Raw genomic sequence first — 16,897 nt, forward strand, 5'->3', positions numbered from 1 at the left:
TTCCTTGTACTTAACTCAGCGCGTCCGTGATCGCGGCATCCAGCATCTTCAGGCCGGACTTCAAATCGCCTTTCAGATGTACGCGGAGCGCACGGCGGCCGCGCTCGGTCAGCACGTCGAAATCGCCACGCGCCTGCGCCGCCTTGACCACGCCGAAGCTCGCCTTCCAGCCGGGGATCGGCAAGTCCTTGGCGTCGTCAGCGGTGATCTGCAGGAACACACCGCTGTCGGGGCCGCCCTTGTAGGCTTGGCCGGTCGAATGCAGGAAGCGCGGGCCGAACTCGGCGCAGGTGGCGACATGTTTGGCATCGCGCAACTTGAGTCGCATGGCCTGCAGCGCGTCGATGTTGCCTTCGTTGCGCTGGATATAACCGAGCAGGGCGACATAGTCCCGTTCGCCGGCGCGCGCGAGATGTGCCTTGAGCCAGGAGGCCAGGCTGCCGTCGGCGCCATGCCCGCGCAGCGCCTCCGCATTGTGCGCGTCGGTGTAGAGCTCGCAGCCCTTGGCCGACATCACAGGCTCTTCCTCCGGCAGCGCACCGGTCTTCTCGAACGCGGCAGTGAGCTCCCGCGTCTTGATCTTTGCGGATTCGACGTCCGGCTGATCGAACGGGTTGATCCCCAGCACGGCGCCGGTGACCGCGGTCGCCATCTCGAAGCGGAAGAACTCCTGGCCGATGTGGTCGATCGATTTCACCACGATCCGCGCCAGCGGATGGCCGGCTTGTTCCAGCGCGGCCAACTTCTCCTCATGGGCGGCGTCCTGTTCGCCCTCGGTGCGGATGTCGATGAAGAAGCGGTCGTCGCCGTAAAGCGCGGGCTCCCCGGGCGGCTCCCCGTCGATCGGAATCAGGCCCTTGCCCTCCTTGCCCGTCGATTCCGCAATCAGCTGCTCCGCCCAGGCGCCGAAATCGGCAAGCTTCGGCGATGCGAAGATCGTCACCTTGTCGCGGCCCTCGAGACCCGCGAGGCCCATGGCGAGCCCAAGCTGTACGCCCGGATTCTCGTGCGGTGGCACATCGGCCCCGCAGGAGCGCACCATCGACAGCGCGTGCGTGATCAGCTTCTTGACCTCGATTCCGGCTGTCGCCGCCGGCACCAGACCGAAGGGGGAAAGCACGGAGTAGCGGCCCCCGATGCTCGGTTCGCCATAGAAGATGCGCGCGAAGCCTTGGTGCTTGGCCGCCTTTTCCAACGACGAGCCGGGGTCGGTGACCGCGATGAAGCGGTGGCCGGCCTTGGCCGCGCCGATCGCCTCGGACACCCGCGCAAAGAAGTAATCCTTCATTGCATTCGGCTCGGTGGTGCCGCCCGATTTCGAGGAGACGATGAACAGGGTTTTCGAAATATCGATCGCCTTCTCCATCGCGCGTACCTGCGCCGGATCGGTCGAATCGAGCACATGCAGCTTGGGGAAGCCGGCCTTGCGCGGGAAAGTCTCGGCGAACACCTCGGGCCCCAGGCTCGAGCCGCCCATGCCGAGCACCACGGCGTCGGAGAATTTCTGTCCTTTCACGCGCCGCGAATAATCCTCGTAATCGGCGAGATCGGCTTTTGCCGGGCTGGTCAGCCAGCCCAGCCATTTATGCTCGTCGTGGCCGGTCCAGATCGCGGAGTCCCTCGACCAGAGGCGGCGGATCTTGGCGTCCGCCCGCCACTCCTCGGTGGTTTTCTCGATCTTCTTGCCGAGGTCGGCCGCCGTTGCGACCGTCTGTTCGCCAAGCTCAACGCCGAGGACTTTGGCCCGCTTGTGCGCGACCGCGCCATAGAGCTTGTCGGCGGCATCGGCGAACTGCTTGACCCCATCGATGACCAGATCGGCCGTGATCTGGTCGAGCGAGATACCGGACCGCTCCAGCTCCTCGAGCGCGGCCTGCGCGTCTTCGACATTCTCCTCGAGGCTGTCGCGTACTTTGCCGTGATCACGGAAGGCGTCGAGGGTCGCCGGCGGGACCGTGTTCACGGTGTTCGGCCCGATCAGCTCCTCGACGTAAAGGACGTCGCTGTAATCCTTGTTCTTGGTGCCGGTGGAGGCCCAGAGCAACCGCTGCGGTTTGGCGCCCTTGGCGGCAAGTCGCTCCCAGCGCTCCCCGGCAAATAGCTGCTTGTAGTCCTGATAGGCCATCTTGGCGTTGGCGATGGCGATACGCCCCTTCAGGTCGGCCAGCCGCTCTTTCTCGGTCGGATCGTTGGCCTGAGCGATCTTCTGGTCCAGCTGCTTGTCAACCATGGTGTCGATGCGGCTGACGAAGAACGATGCCACGCTGGCGACGTGGGACGGATCGCCGCCGTCGGCAACGTAGGCCTCGAGGCCCGCCAGATAGGCTTCGGCGACCTGGCGATACACCGCCTGCGAGAACAGGAGCGTGATGTTGACGCTGATGCCCTTCGAGATCAGGTGCTGGATCGCCGGCAGGCCGGCATCGGTGGCCGGCACCTTGATCATCAGATTCCTGCGATCGACCGCTTTCCAGAGGTGTTTCGCCTCGGCGATCGTGCCCTTCGTGTCCATCGCCAGATAGGGCGAGACCTCGAGACTGACGAAGCCGTCGTTGCCGTCGAAGCGATCGTAGACCGGGTCCAGCACGTCGGCGGCATGCCGGATATCTTCGATGGCCAGCGCCTCGAACAGGTCTGCGACCGAGCGGTCGCCGCTCTTCAGCGCCTTGCCGATCGGCGCGTCATATTCGTCCGAGCTGCCGATCGCTTTTTCGAAGATCGACGGGTTGGACGTCACCCCTTTGACGCCGTCCTGGTCGATCAGCCGCTTCAGGTCGCCTTTCGCAATGAAGCCGCGGGCGAGGAAATCGAGCCAGACTGCCTGGCCGTGCTGTTCGAGTGTTTTGACGGGATTCATGGTGCCTATCTATGTGCGCTGGCTTGCTTTTTTGGGTTCCGGGGCGGGCAGGATACCGGCCCGGGCGGGCCCCTGACGACTATGCGCTACCACCCCGGATAACGCCATTCATATCGGATTGATCCCTGTGAAAACCCGGCGGATGCGAGCCGCCCGCCCCCGCGGCTCGGCGCGTCGGGGCCTGCAGATAGCCTTTCGCCGCAGTTCGGCGATTCGGAGCTCGCTGCCTTTCTCCGCTTTCCATGAATCCGGATCGCGGATCTGCCAAGGTGATGTTCTGCGCTTTCATCGTATTGCCACATGCCGCGCGTTCGAGGCCGCCGCTTGAGATCTGGCCAATGCGGCGGTTGACGTTGTGGCCCCCCGTCGGATGCGACGATGGCGAGCAACGCAGAGCCGTGCACCACCAGTACAATGGTCGGTCGCTGCTGGCGTCCGAGGCCACGAAAATGCCGCCAATGGCGGACAGCACGCTGAGCAAAACAACAAATTAAATTGCTTCGAAGCATTCTTGCTCTCCTTGCAAAGCCAACAACATCATCACATGTTTTGATTCGAGATGGTGTTGTTTGTGTCTGAGAGTCGCAAGCTCCTTACGACCAGTGAGGACGTCTGTGCGATCACTGATATCGGTGCTGACGAGAGGAAGGATCTTGTCGTCGTTGCCGCAGCCATCCCTACCGACGGGATGGGCGTAGCTGATTGCGCCCTGCGCATCTTCGGCCAACATGTGATCGCACGAGCGGCTCGAACTAAACTCGGCGGGATAGCCGCAGCAACGCCACGAACATTCACGACGGCGCCGGCTCTCGGCTTGCTGATCATCGTGTTCGCGCGAACGCAGCCTGGAGAGCAGATCCGGCTCCCGGCCACGAGCTTGGTGCAGGCAAGCGCGATCTCCAGCTTCGATCTGATCTTCCTCAATACGACTCCTCGATGTCTCGGCATCATGGGCTGCAGGGACCGCGCGAGATTCGTTCCAAATATTCGTCGCTTCAGGGAAGATCTGCGTTCAGCCGCGGTTCACGTGCGACAGGAGACTGATGCCGTCGCGCAAGGGCGGCGAGGTTTGCCCGGCTTCACAATGTCTTGTGCGGCGCAAGGCGACGAGCGTGCCGGGGTTTTGCGGATGTTGCGAAGCAGAGACAATGGGTTACAAATGACCGCTACGGCTCGATTTTGCCGAACTATTGAGCGAACTGCTTGTTGATAGGGCAGTTGCTGCTTGCGCTTTGCGTTGCGGAAGAGGGTCAAGAGGGTGCCCAATAGGGGCTGGCGCGCTTCACTCTGAGTCGGTGTCGAGATCAGGAGGAACGTAGTCTGATCTCGCCTCGTTGCAGCAGTGCAGCGGAACCTACGTGGAGAGGGATCATGTACAACGATTCGTTGTTCAACGCGTTCGCGAGGTCGTTCGAGGCGAGAAGCCAGACCGACATGTCGATGGCGGAATATCTTGAATCGTGTCGAACCGACCCGATGCGATATGCGAATGCCGCTGAACGACTACTAGCTGCGATCGGTGAGCCTCAGATGATCGACACGGCCAAGGACCCACGCCTTGGCCGTATCTTTTTGAACCGGACTATACGGATGTATCCGGCGTTTTCCGGCTTCTACGGGATGGAAGATACGATCGAGCGTATCGTTGGATTCTTCCGCCACGCCGCGCAGGGCTTGGAAGAGCGCAAGCAGATCCTCTATCTGCTCGGACCGGTCGGCGGCGGCAAATCGTCGCTCGCCGAGCGCCTGAAGCAGTTGATGGAGGTGCATCCGATCTACGTGCTCAAGGCCGGCGATGAGTTGAGTCCGGTGTTCGAGTCGCCGCTCGGGCTGTTCGACCCCGATGCCCTCGGGCCGATGCTGGAAGAGAAGTACGGCATTCCGCGCCGCCGGCTCACCGGCTTGATGAGCCCGTGGTGCTACAAGCGGCTCGAAGCGTTCGGCGGCGACATCTCGCAATTCCGCGTGGCCAAGTTGCAGCCGTCGCGGTTGCGCCAGATTGGCATTGCCAAGACCGAGCCGGGCGACGAGAACAACCAGGACATCTCCTCGCTGGTCGGCAAGGTCGATATCCGCAAGCTCGAGACTTACGCGCAGAACGATCCCGACGCCTACAGCTATTCCGGCGGGCTTAACCGCGCCAACCAGGGCGTGCTTGAATTCGTCGAGATGTTCAAGGCGCCGATCAAGATGTTGCATCCGCTGCTGACCGCGACGCAGGAAGGCAATTACATCGGGACCGAGAATATCGGTGCGATCCCGTTCAACGGCATCATTCTCGCCCATTCCAATGAGGCGGAGTGGCAGAGCTTCAAGACCAACAAGAACAACGAAGCCTTCATCGACCGCATCTGCGTGATCAAGGTGCCGTACTGCCTGCGTGTCACCGAGGAGCGCAAGATCTACGAAAAGCTGATCCAGAGCTCCGAACTCGCCACCGCGCCTTGCGCGCCGGCGACGCTGGATACGCTGGCCCGCTTCTCGGTGATGTCACGCCTGCGCAAGCACGAGAACTCGACGCTCTACGCCAAGATGCGGGTCTATGACGGCGAAAGCCTGAAGGAGTCGGATCCCAAGGCGCGCAGCGTCCAGGAATATCGCGATGCCGCCGGCGTCGACGAGGGCATGGACGGCGTCTCCACCCGCTTTGCCTTCAAGGTTCTGGCTGCGACCTACAATCACGACACCGCGGAAATCTCGGCGGATGCCGTGCACCTGATGTATGTGCTGGAGCAGTCGATCCGCCGCGAGCAACTGCCGGAAGAAGTCGAGAAGCGCTACCTCGAATTCATCAAGGCCGACCTCGTCCCGCGTTACGCCGAGTTCATCGGTCACGAGATCCAGAAGGCCTATCTGGAATCCTACTCCGATTACGGCCAGAACCTGTTCGACCGCTATGTCGATTACGCGGACGCGTGGATCGAGGATCAGGATTTCAAGGATCCCGATACGGGCCAGCTGCTCAATCGCGAGCTGTTGAACCAGGAGCTGACCAAGATCGAGAAGCCGGCTGGGATTGCGAATCCGAAAGACTTCCGCAACGAGGTTGTCAAGTTCTCTTTGCGCTCGCGGGCCCAGAACGGCGGCAAAAATCCCGGCTGGACCTCCTACGAAAAGATCCGCGAAGTCATCGAAAAGCGGATATTCTCGCAAGTCGAGGATCTTCTCCCGGTCATCTCGTTCGGGACCAAGAAGGACGGCGAGACCGAGAAGAAGCACGCCGACTTCGTCGCGCGCATGGTCGAGCGCGGCTACACCGAGCGGCAGGTGCGCCGCCTGGTCGAGTGGTACATGCGCGTGAAGCAGGCCGGCTGAGACGGAGGCGTATGAAACGTGGTCATGCACATCATTGATCGGCGCCTGAATCCCGGCGGCAAGAGTCTGGAGAACCGTCAGCGATTTTTGCGCAGGGCCAAGGCGCTGGTCCAGGGCGCGGTCAAGAAGACGTCGCAGGACCGCGACATCAAAGACGTGTTGGAGGGCGGGGAGGTGAGCATCCCGCTCGACGGCATGGACGAGCCGCGCTTTCGCCGCGAAGGCGGCACCCGTGACATGGTGCTGCCGGGCAACAAGAAGTTCGTCGAAGGCGACATCCTGCCGCGGTCCGGCGAGGGCAGCGGTCGGAAATCGGCGCCGGGACAGGGCGACAGCGAGGACGCGTTCCGCTTCGTGCTCACCAAGGAAGAGTTCGTCAATCTCTTCCTCGACGATCTCGAACTTCCCGATCTCGCCAAGCGCAAATTCGCCGAGGCCGAGAGCGAGGGCCTGCAGCGCGCCGGCTATGCGACCTCCGGCTCGCCCGCCAACATCTCGATCAGCCGTACCGTCACCCGCGCGCTCGCGCGCCGCGTCGCGCTCAGGCGGCCGCGGCCGGAGGAGATTGCAGAGCTGGAGGCCGAACTGGCGGAGGAGACGGATGAAGAGCGCCGCGTAGCGCTGGCGGCCAAGATCGAGGCCTTGAAGGCCAAGGCCAAGCGCATCCCATTCATCGATCCGATCGATATCCGCTACCGCAGATTCGAGACGGTGCCGAAGCCGATTGCGCAGGCCGTCATGTTCTGTCTGATGGACGTCTCGGGCTCGATGTCCGAGCACATGAAGGACCTCGCCAAGCGGTTCTACATGCTGCTCTACGTGTTTCTGACGCGGCGCTATCGCCACGTCGAGATCGTCTTCATCCGCCACACCGATCGTGCCGAGGAGGTTGACGAGCAGACCTTTTTCTATGGTCCGGCCTCGGGCGGCACGCTGGTGTCGAGCGCGCTGCAATGTATGCACGAGATCGTCCGGTCGCGCTTCAGCCCGTCAGACTGGAACATCTACGCGGCGCAGGCCTCCGACGGCGACAATGCGACCTCGGATTCCGAGAACGTCGCGCGCATCCTGACCAGCAACATCCTGCCGGTGTCGCAATTCTTTGCCTATCTGGAGGTCGGCGAGTCCGGCACCTATTCGTTCGAAATGCCGGACTCGGCATTGTGGTCGCTCTATGAGCGGCTGCGCGCGGGGGGCGAGCCGCTGTCGATGCGCAAGGTGCGCGACCGCAGCGAGATCTTTCCGGTCTTCCACGACCTGTTTCAGCGCCGCAAGACCCAGGAAAGGGCCGCCTCATGAGCGAGCTTCTGTTCGAAGGCGCGGACTGGAATTTTGCGACCTTGCAGCGCATCCACGATGTCTGCGAGGGCATCGCACGTGGCGAGCTCGGGCTGGACACCTATCCCAACCAGATCGAGGTGATCACCGCCGAGCAGATGCTCGACGCCTATTCCTCGGTCGGCATGCCGCTGTTCTACAAGCACTGGTCGTTCGGCAAGCACTTCGCGTTCCACGAAGCCTCTTACCGCAAGGGGCTGATGGGGCTCGCTTATGAGATCGTGATCAACTCCTCGCCCTGTATCTCCTACCTGATGGAGGAGAACACGGCGACGATGCAGACGCTGGTCATCGCGCATGCGGCCTTCGGTCACAACCACTTCTTCAAGAACAATTATCTGTTCAAGCAGTGGACCGACGCCGACGGCATCCTCGACTATCTCGAATTCGCCCGCGGCTATGTCGCGCAATGCGAGGAGCGGCATGGCCGGCTCGCGGTGGAACACACGCTGGATGCCGCGCATGCGCTGATGTCGCATGGCGTCGATCGCTATCCCGGCAAGAAGAAGCTCGATCTGCGGGACGAGGAGAAGCGGGCCGGCAAGCGCAGGCTTTATGAAGAGGCTGCCTTCAACGATCTGTGGCGCACGGTGCCGAGCGGACCGGCCAAGACCAAGGCCGTCCTCAATGTCGAGCGACGCCGCGCGCTGCTCGGCTTGCCGCAGGAGAACCTGCTCTACTTCCTGGAAAAGACCGCGCCGCGCCTCGCCCCGTGGCAGCGTGAGCTCCTGCGGATCGTGCGCCATATCGCGCAGTACTTCTATCCGCAGGGCCAGACCAAGGTCATGAACGAGGGCACAGCGACCTACGTGCATTATCGGATCATGAGCCGGCTGCACCAGGACGGGCGCCTGACCGACGGCAACTTCCTGGAGTTCCTGCAGTCGCACACCAATGTGGTGTTTCAGCCGGAGTTTGACGATCCGCGCTTCTCCGGCTTCAATCCTTACGCGCTCGGCTTTGCGATGATGCAGGATATCGAGCGCATCGTGACCCAGCCGACCGACGAGGATCGCGAATGGTTCCCGGAGATCGCCGGCACTGGGGACGCGATGGCCGTGCTGCGCGATGTCTGGGCCAACTATCGCGACGAGAGCTTCGTCAGCCAGTTCATGAGCCCGCATCTGATGCGGCAGTTGCGCCTCTTCCACCTGCACGACGATCCGGCCGAGCGCGCCGGCATCCGGGTCGATGCCATTCACGACGAGCGCGGCTATCGCCGCATCCGCCGCGAATTATCCAAGCAGTATGACGTCGGATATATCGATCCCAATATCGAGGTGATCGATGTCGACCTCGCCGGCGACCGCCGGCTGATGCTGCGTCACACCGTCGTCAAGGGCGCGCAGCTTAACGAGACGGATACCAAGCGCGTCCTGCAGCATCTCGCCGACCTCTGGACTTACGACGTCTCGCTCACGGAAGTCGATGCAGCGACCGACAAGGTGCTGAAGGAGTATGTGCTCAATCCGCGGATACAACCGGCGGCCGCCTGACGCGGCCGCCGCTCCGTGATGCCTGCTAGATTCTCTCGTCGCAACCTCGCTATTTTTCGGGTTATGATGCGACGAGAAGGGCCGGGAAGCTTCTCGCCGGCCTCGGGGCCATATCCGAACCTTTGGCAGGGACTGTGTGAGTGAGCCGGATGATGGTGCGGCCTTGTCTGGGCCGCGGGATCGTTTCATTCCCTTGCGGAAGTCGGACATTCTGGACGGGGTCATCGCCCATTTTGGCTTGAATGACGATCGGGCGAGGCAGCTCCGGCAGTTCGCTCAGATGCTCGGTGCCATCCTCCACCACCAATATTTCACCGAGCTCGACCGGCTGCGACAGACCTATTTCTATTTCGATCCGGAGTTGAGGCCACCCGGGCATCTCTCTGCCGAGTCGCTCGAATCCGCCTATCGCGATCTGCGCGAGGAATTTGTCCGCGTTCTCACCGAGGCCAACTTCGTCGAGATCGGTCACGAGGAGATCCTGCGCGCGTTCGCCGAGCACGCGCTGGTGCGGGTCAAGGTCAAGGTGCCGCTCGGGGATTATCGGGATGTCCGAATGTTCCGCCGCGGGTACCACCGGGAAACGGTATCCATCCCGTCCCTGTTCGGCTTGCGCCGCCGCTCGGTCGAGGTCGAAGTCTATGACGACGTGGTGCTGATGGTCGCGACCAGGCCGGACATCGCAGGCGCGGAGCCGCGTCTATCGCTGCTGAGCGCCCGCCGTAGCACGACGAAGGCTCGCGGTGGCGCCGTGCTGTTCAAATATTTCCGCCACATCCCGCGCTGGGACCTGGAGGCGCTGTTTCCGAACGTGCGCGTCGTGATGGGGATCCGCGACCAGCTGACCCTCGGCGTGCCGGCGCTGGTCGGCGGCGTGCCGATCCTGCTCAAGCTCGCCTCGACCCTGACCGTTTTATTCGTTGTCGCCGGCTTCTATCTCGGCCTCAGCGGCAAGCTGCACGACAATGACGCCGAGCAGGCGCTGGCCGCGATCAGTGGTCTGTTCGCGCTGGGCGCATTCGTTCTGCGGCAATGGAGCAATTTCCATCGCCAGTCGCTGATCCATCAGAAGCAGCTTACCGACAACATCTATTACCGCAACGTCAACAACAATTCCGGGATTTTCAACTATCTGATCGGCGAGGCTGAGGAGCAGGACTGGAAAGAAGCACTGCTCGCTTATTGCAGCTTGCTCGCGCCGCCCGCATCGCTGAGCCGCGACGAAGTGAAGTTGCGCGCCGAGGATTTTGTGATGCAGCGGTTCGGCCTGCAGATCACATTTGGTGTTGACGACGCGTTGGCTCGGCTAACGAGCCTTGGCCTGCTCCGCAAGGACGGCAACCATCTCGCCGTGCTGCCGCTGGCGGATGCGCTCACAGGGCTCGAGCGCAACTGGGTCGCCCTTCTACGCACCTGATCCCAACTCCGGTTGGGGACGGATTTGATTGTCCTCTGGCCGCATGGACCTGCCGACCGACGAGGCGGGTGCGGGCCGGGCGATTGTGTCCGCTGGTCGCAATTGGATTTCGTGCGTAACCGTTTTCCTGGCGTCGGCAGCTCAATTGTAGCGCTGCGGCGACAATGTCCTTCACCGGATCGACACGGGAAAATGGGCGCGAGCCGCTCTTCCGTGCCGATATTCACGGCAGGAGGAGACCCCCATGAAAGTTCTGATCGCTTCGACGCCCGCGACCGGTCATCTCAATCCTTTGCTTTCGATCACCCACGACCTCCTCGAGGACGGGCATGAGGTGACGATTCTGACAGGAAGCAGGCTGCGTCAGCGGGTCGAGGCGAGTGGAGCGAGGTTCAGGGCGCTTCCGGACGGTGCCGATATCGATCCGAGCGATGTTCATGCGATTGCGCCCGAGCTGAAGACCATGGAGCCTGGTCCGGAATGGCTGCGGCTGTGTCTACAACGGGTCTTCGTGGAAACTATTCCGGCGCAATACGAGGGCTTGCAGCAGGCGTTGCGCGACGGCCAACCCGACGTCATCGTCGGTGACGACATGGTCTTCGGCGTGCTGCCGATGCTGCTCGGCCCGCGTGCGAACCGGCCTCCTGTCGTGCTCTGTGGAACGTCGATCCTGCATTCGACGCGAGATGACGGCGCGCCGCATTTTCTCGGGCTGCCACATGCCACCACGCAGGCCGAGCGCAAACGCTATGCTGAGATCGCCAGGGATTACGATCGTGCCGTCAACGAGCCAGTCGGCCGTCGGTTGAACGAGATTCTGGCGGAGCTCGGCGGCCGTCCGCTGGACATGGTGATGTTCGATTCCGTTTCCGTACTTGCCGATGTCTATCTCCAGCTGACGGTACCGGGCTTCGAATTCCCCCGCAAACTGCCTCCGACGGTCCATTTCGTGGGCCGGCCGCCGATCGTCCCAAATCAGGCGCCGCTGCCGCCGTGGGCGGATGATCTCGGCGGTTCGCGCAAGGTCGTCCTGGTCACGCAGGGAACAGTCGCCAATCACGATTTCGGGCTTCTGGTAGCACCGACGCTCGCGGCGCTTGCCGACGAAAAGGATCTGCTGGTCATGGTGACCACCGGCGGCCGTCCGACGGACACCATTCCAGGAGCGATTCCCGCCAACGCTCGCGTATCCCGCTTTCTGCCGTTCGAATGGGCGCTGGCGAAGGCGGACGTGTTCGTCACCAACGGCGGCTATGGCAGCGTCAACCAGGCTTTGAGCTACGGGCTGCCGATCGTCAGCGCGGGTCTGACCGAAGACAAGGCGGACGTGAACATGCGTGTCGCCTGGTCCGGCGTCGGCATCGATCTCGCCACCAATCAGCCCACCCCGCAAGCGGTACGCGAGGCGGTCAGGGCCGTGCTCGATCGGCCGAACTATCGCGCCCGGGCCAGGAGGATGGCGCGTGAATTCGCCAAGCTCGACACGCGCTCAGAGGTGCTTCGTATCATCAATCAGGTCGTCAATGCGCAGAGGACGCCCGATGTCGGGGCAAGGCTGTCGGCCGGATAGCCGGCAGCTACGGTCGATCAGCGCAGGTTGGCGTTGATTTTGTCCAGGACCGCCGAGCCCGGACAGAGATCCGCAGCTTCCATCCGGTTCAGCGGCCGCTCAACCGTATTGAGATGGCTGTGCAGATCCTCTGCGTCCGGATCGACATAGAGCAGGCCGGTAACGATCTGGCCTTGGGCGGCGTGTTTCTGCAGGAAAGTCATGGCCCCAAGCCGGTCATGCGGATCGTAGTCCGCGTCGATCTTGCGTAGCGCCAGCCTGCTGCCGTCATGCTGCTCGACGATCTGCACCGTGCCGGGCGCGTAGTCGACCGTGATCGGATCTCGCCCGGTGAACACGTCGAGCCGGTTTACGGCGTCGTTGTGCTCGCGCACGTAGTCGTAGCTCTTGGTCGAGCCCGCGTGATTGTTGAAGGCGATACAGGGGCTGACGACGTCGATGAAGGCCGCGCCTTTGTGCTGGATCGCGCCGGCAATGATCGGCACCAGCTGCTTCTTGTCGCCGGAGAAGGAACGGGCGACATAGGTCGCGCCCAGCTGCAGCGCGATCCCGACCAGGTCGATGGCATTGTCGGTGTTGGTCACGCCCTTCTTCGATTTCGAACCGCGGTCAGCGGTTGCCGAGAACTGGCCCTTGGTGAGGCCGTAGACGCCGTTGTTCTCGACGATATAGGTCATGTTGACGCCACGCCGGATCGCGTGCGCGAACTGGCCGAAGCCGATCGAGGCGGAATCGCCGTCGCCGGAGACGCCAAGATAGATCAGCTCGCGATTGGCGAGATTGGCGCCGGTCAGCACCGACGGCATGCGGCCATGGACCGAATTGAATCCGTGCGAATTGCCGAGGAAATAGTCCGGCGTTTTCGACGAACAGCCGATGCCGGAGATCTTCGCGACCCGGTGCGGTTCGATCGACAGCTCGAAACAGGCTTCGATGATCGAGGCAGTGATCGAATCATGACCGCAGCCGGCGCACAGCGTCGAGATCTTGCCCTCGTAGTCGCGGTGGGTGAAGCCGAGCGCGTTGGTCTTGATGCCGGGATGATGGAATTTCGGCTTGGCAATGTAGGTCATGAGAGCACCTCGCATCCCAGGCTCGTCATGGCCGGGCTTGTCCCGGCCATCCGTGTCTGGGCCAGGAAAAAGAAAGACGTGGATGCCCGGCACAAGGCCGGGCATGACGGCGGAGAGCTCTTGGCCAAAGTCATGACACGGCCTTGCGCAGCGGTGTGACTTTGAGGTGATCCTGGTGATCGCCGATGCTATCTGCAATGAAGCGCGCCGTGATCGGGGTGCCATCATAGTGCAGGATCGGGATCAGCCGGACCGGATCGATGCCGTTCTCGTTGACGATCAACTGGCGTAGTTGGGCGTCACGGTTCTGCTCGACCACATAGACGAAGTCGTGTTCGGCGAGGAAGCTCGCTACGCTCGAATGGAACGGGAAGGCGCGGATGCGCAGGCGATCAAGCAGATGGCCGCGCGCTTCCAGGATCTCGATCGCCTCGTCCATCGCCGGCGCCGTCGAGCCGAAATAGATGACGCCGTATTTGGTGGGCTTCGCCGCATTGGCCTGCAGCGGCCGCGGCACGAGGTCCCGCGCGGTCTCGAACTTGCGCAGCAGCCGCTGCACATTGTCGGCGTAGACGGCGCCTTCCTCCGAATAGCGTGCGTAAGGATCGCGCGAGGTGCCGCGGGTGAAGTAGGAGCCCTTGGTCGGGTGGGTGCCGGGATCGGTGCGATAAGGGATGCCGTCGCCGTCGACATCGAGATAGCGGCCGAAGTCGCGGCCTTCCTCGAGCATCTCCGCGGTCATGATCTTGCCGCGGTCATACTGCCGCGCATCATCCCATTTCAGCGGCCGGCACAGCCGCTGATTCATGCCGATGTCGAGGTCGAGCATCAGGAAGATCACGGTCTGCATCCGCTCGGCGAGATCGAAGGCTGTCGCCGCGAATTCGAACGCTTCGGCGGGATCCTCGGGGAAGAGCAGCACATGCTTGGTGTCGCCATGCGACGCATAGGCGCAGGCGATGATGTCGCATTGCTGGGTGCGGGTCGGCATCCCCGTTGATGGCCCGGCGCGCTGCACGTTCATGATGACGGCTGGAATCTCGGCGAAGTAGGACAGGCCGATGAATTCCGTCATCAGCGAGATGCCGGGACCGGAGGTCGTGGTGAAGGCTCGCGCGCCGTTCCAGGACGCGCCGATCACCATGCCGATCGAAGCCAGCTCGTCCTCTGCTTGCACGATCGCATATTTGGCCTGTCCGGTCTCCGGATCGTGCCGCAGCTTCTTGCAATGGTTGGTGAAGGCTTCCGCCAGCGACGAGGACGGCGTGATCGGATACCAGGCGCAGACAGTGGCGCCGCCATAGACCGCGCCGAGCGCAGCGGCATTGTTGCCCTCGATGAAGATGCGGTCGCCGACCTTGTCGGCCTTCCTGATCTTCAACCCGATCGGGCATTTCAGGTTCTGCAGCGCCCAGTCGCGCCCGAGATGCAGCGCATGCACGTTCGAGGAGAGCAGCTTCTCCTTGCCCTTGTATTGCTCGCCGATCAGCTGCTCGACGAGTTTCGGGTCCATGTCGAGCAGCGCGCAGAGCGAGCCGAGATAGATGATGTTCTTGAACAGCTGGCGCTGTCGCGGGTCGCTATAGGTCGAATTGGTGATTGCCGTCAGCGGCACGCCGATCACCGTGATGTCGTCGCGAAATTTGCTCGACGGCATCGGCTTGGTTGAGTCGTAGAACAGATAGCCGCCGGGCACGATGCCGGCGACATCCTTGTCCCAGGTCTGCGGGTTCATCGCGACCATCAGGTCGGTGCCGCCCCCGCGGGCGCCGAGATGACCAGCCTCCGTGACGCGCACCTCGTACCAGGTCGGCAGGCCCTGGATGTTGGAGGGGAAGATGTTGCGCGGGCTGACCGGCACGCCATGGCGCAGCACGGCACGCGCGAACAGCTCGTTGGCGCTCGCCGAGCCCGAGCCGTTGATGTTGGCGAAGCGGACGACGAAGTCGTTTACGCGGCTGAGCGGCGCTTGCTGGGGCATGCGTGACCTGCGTGAGTGATCTCGAGGAAATATTTCTGCATGTCCCACGCACCGGTGGGGCAGCGCTCGGCGCACAGGCCGCAATGGAGGCAGACGTCCTCGTCCTTCACCATCACGCGGCCGGTCTTCAGATCATCCGACACATAGAGGCTCTGGTCCGGATGTAGCGACGGTGCCTTCAGCCGCTGCCGCAGATCGGCCTCGTCGCCATTCTGGGTGAAGGTGATGCAATCCATCGGACAGATGTCGACGCAGGCGTCGCACTCGATGCAGAGCGTGTTCGAGAACACCGTCTGCACGTCGCAATTCAGGCAACGGTGCGCCTCGCCAAGCGCGAGCTTGACGTCATAGCCGAGTTCGACCTCGGCGCGGATGTCCTTGAGCGCCACCACTTTGTCGCGATGCGGCACCTGGTAGCGCTTCTCGGGCGAGACGTCGTTGTCGTAGCTCCAATCGTGAATGCCCATCTTCTGCGAGGTGACGTGCACCTCGGGCAGCGGCCGCTCGCTGATATCCTCGCCGGACAGCAGGCGATGGATCGACAGCGCCGCCTCATGGCCGTGCGCCACCGCCCAGATGATGTTCTTCGGACCGAATGCGGCGTCGCCGCCGAAGAACACTTTCGGATTGGTCGAGACGAACGTATTGGGATCGACCACCGGCATGTGCCATTTGTCGAAGGCGACGCCGCAGTCCGGCTCGATCCAGGGGAACGCATTCTCCTGACCGACCGCGACCAGCACGTCGTCGCATTCGAAGGTCTGGTCCGGCTCGCCTGACGGCACCAGGTTGCGGCGGCCCTTGGCATCATATTCGGCGCGGACCTTCTGGAAGGTCACCCCGGTGAGCCTGCCGTTGTCGTGGTTGAACGCGACCGGCACCAGATAGTTGAGGATCGGGATGTCCTCGTGCATCGCGTCTTCCTTCTCCCAGGGAGACGCCTTCATCTCCTCGAAGGCGGAGCGCACGATCACCTTGACGTCTTCGCCGCCGAGCCGACGCGCGGTGCGGCAGCAATCCATCGCGGTGTTGCCGCCGCCGAGCACGATCACCCGGCGGCCGATCTTGTCGGTGTGGCCGAATGAGACGTTGGCGAGCCACTCGATACCGATGTGGATATTGGCCGCAGCTTCCTTCCGGCCAGGAATGTTGAGCTCGCGACCGCGCGGCGCGCCGGAGCCGATGAAAACAGCGTCATATTTGTCCGCGAGCAGCTGCTTCAGGCTGTCGATGCGGTGGCCGCCCTTGAACTCGACGCCGAGGTTCAGGACGTAGTCCGTCTCTTCGTCGACCACGCTGTCGGGCAGACGGAACTTCGGAATCTGGGAGCGCATCATGCCGCCGGGCTTCGGGTCGGCATCGAATACGGTGCAGTGATAGCCGAGCGGGGCGAGATCGCGCGCCACGGTGAGTGAGGCCGGGCCGCCGCCGACCAGCGCGATCCGCTTGCCGTTCTTTGCGACCGGCCGCGGCATCCGCTGCGTCACATCGTCTTTGAAGTCGGCCGCGACGCGTTTCAAGCGGCAGATCGCCACCGGGCTCTCTTCGACGCGGCCGCGCCGACAGGCCGGCTCGCACGGACGATCGCAGGTGCGGCCGAGAATGCCCGGGAACACGTTCGATTTCCAGTTGATCATGTAGGCGTCGCTATAGCGACCCTCGGCGATCAGGCGGATATATTCCGGGACGGGAGTATGAGCGGGGCAAGCCCATTGGCAGTCGACTACTTTATGAAAGTAGTCGGGAGCCGAAATATCAGTCGGTTTCATTCCCACCTCGCCCGCGCGCATAAACGGACGCGCGGCCTTCCTGACGTGAGGATGACTAGCCATTCGGCATCATCGGATCGG

At 62.7% G+C, this 16,897-nt stretch carries 10 protein-coding genes; 6 read left to right on the top strand and 4 right to left on the bottom strand.

Annotation, left to right across the window (positions count from 1 at the left end; all coding sequences use genetic code 11):
* Window positions 1-10: 10 nt before the first annotated feature.
* Window positions 11-2,857, bottom strand: a complete 2,847-nt coding sequence (locus tag QX034_RS18435; RefSeq protein WP_316195658.1) for a bifunctional transaldolase/phosoglucose isomerase — start codon at window positions 2,855-2,857, stop codon at window positions 11-13.
* Between the two features lie 559 nt (window positions 2,858-3,416).
* Here QX034_RS18435 and QX034_RS18440 point away from each other — a divergent pair.
* The 6 genes from QX034_RS18440 to QX034_RS18465 all read left to right on the top strand — a co-directional run bounded on the left by QX034_RS18440 (window position 3,417) and on the right by QX034_RS18465 (window position 11,993).
* On the top strand, window positions 3,417-4,067 hold the full coding sequence (locus tag QX034_RS18440; RefSeq protein ID WP_315701092.1) for a hypothetical protein: 651 nt from the start codon (window positions 3,417-3,419) through the stop codon (window positions 4,065-4,067).
* Window positions 4,068-4,228: 161 nt separating this feature from the next.
* The gene (locus QX034_RS18445; protein WP_315701091.1) at window positions 4,229-6,172 is read left to right on the top strand and encodes a PrkA family serine protein kinase; all 1,944 of its coding nucleotides are present in this window, start codon (window positions 4,229-4,231) and stop codon (window positions 6,170-6,172) included.
* Window positions 6,173-6,196: 24 nt separating this feature from the next.
* Complete coding sequence (locus QX034_RS18450) at window positions 6,197-7,471, top strand: YeaH/YhbH family protein (RefSeq protein WP_315701090.1); 1,275 nt, start codon at window positions 6,197-6,199, stop codon at window positions 7,469-7,471.
* The gene (locus QX034_RS18455; RefSeq protein WP_315750959.1) at window positions 7,468-9,006 is read left to right on the top strand and encodes a SpoVR family protein; all 1,539 of its coding nucleotides are present in this window, start codon (window positions 7,468-7,470) and stop codon (window positions 9,004-9,006) included. Before QX034_RS18450 ends, QX034_RS18455 begins: the two co-directional genes overlap by 4 nt.
* 280 nt (window positions 9,007-9,286) lie before the next feature.
* Window positions 9,287-10,423: a TMEM143 family protein gene (locus QX034_RS18460; protein ID WP_315701088.1), complete on the top strand. Its 1,137-nt coding sequence runs from the start codon at window positions 9,287-9,289 to the stop codon at window positions 10,421-10,423.
* Window positions 10,424-10,667: 244 nt separating this feature from the next.
* Window positions 10,668-11,993: a glycosyltransferase gene (locus tag QX034_RS18465; protein WP_315750964.1), complete on the top strand. Its 1,326-nt coding sequence runs from the start codon at window positions 10,668-10,670 to the stop codon at window positions 11,991-11,993.
* A gap of 17 nt (window positions 11,994-12,010) precedes the next feature.
* Here QX034_RS18465 and QX034_RS18470 read toward each other — a convergent pair whose 3' ends face one another.
* From QX034_RS18470 to QX034_RS18480, 3 genes are all read right to left on the bottom strand, one after another.
* The gene (locus QX034_RS18470) at window positions 12,011-13,066 is read right to left on the bottom strand and encodes a 2-oxoacid:ferredoxin oxidoreductase subunit beta (protein ID WP_315750966.1); all 1,056 of its coding nucleotides are present in this window, start codon (window positions 13,064-13,066) and stop codon (window positions 12,011-12,013) included.
* A 130-nt stretch (window positions 13,067-13,196) separates the two neighbouring features.
* Window positions 13,197-15,047, bottom strand: a complete 1,851-nt coding sequence (locus QX034_RS18475) for a 2-oxoacid:acceptor oxidoreductase subunit alpha (protein ID WP_316195659.1) — start codon at window positions 15,045-15,047, stop codon at window positions 13,197-13,199.
* Window positions 15,017-16,816, bottom strand: a complete 1,800-nt coding sequence (locus QX034_RS18480; RefSeq protein ID WP_316195660.1) for an FAD-dependent oxidoreductase — start codon at window positions 16,814-16,816, stop codon at window positions 15,017-15,019. Before QX034_RS18480 ends, QX034_RS18475 begins: the two co-directional genes overlap by 31 nt.
* Window positions 16,817-16,897: the final 81 nt, after the last annotated feature.

Source organism: Bradyrhizobium sp. SZCCHNR3119, assembly GCF_032487775.1.
Taxonomy (GTDB): Bacteria; Pseudomonadota; Alphaproteobacteria; order Rhizobiales; family Xanthobacteraceae; genus Bradyrhizobium.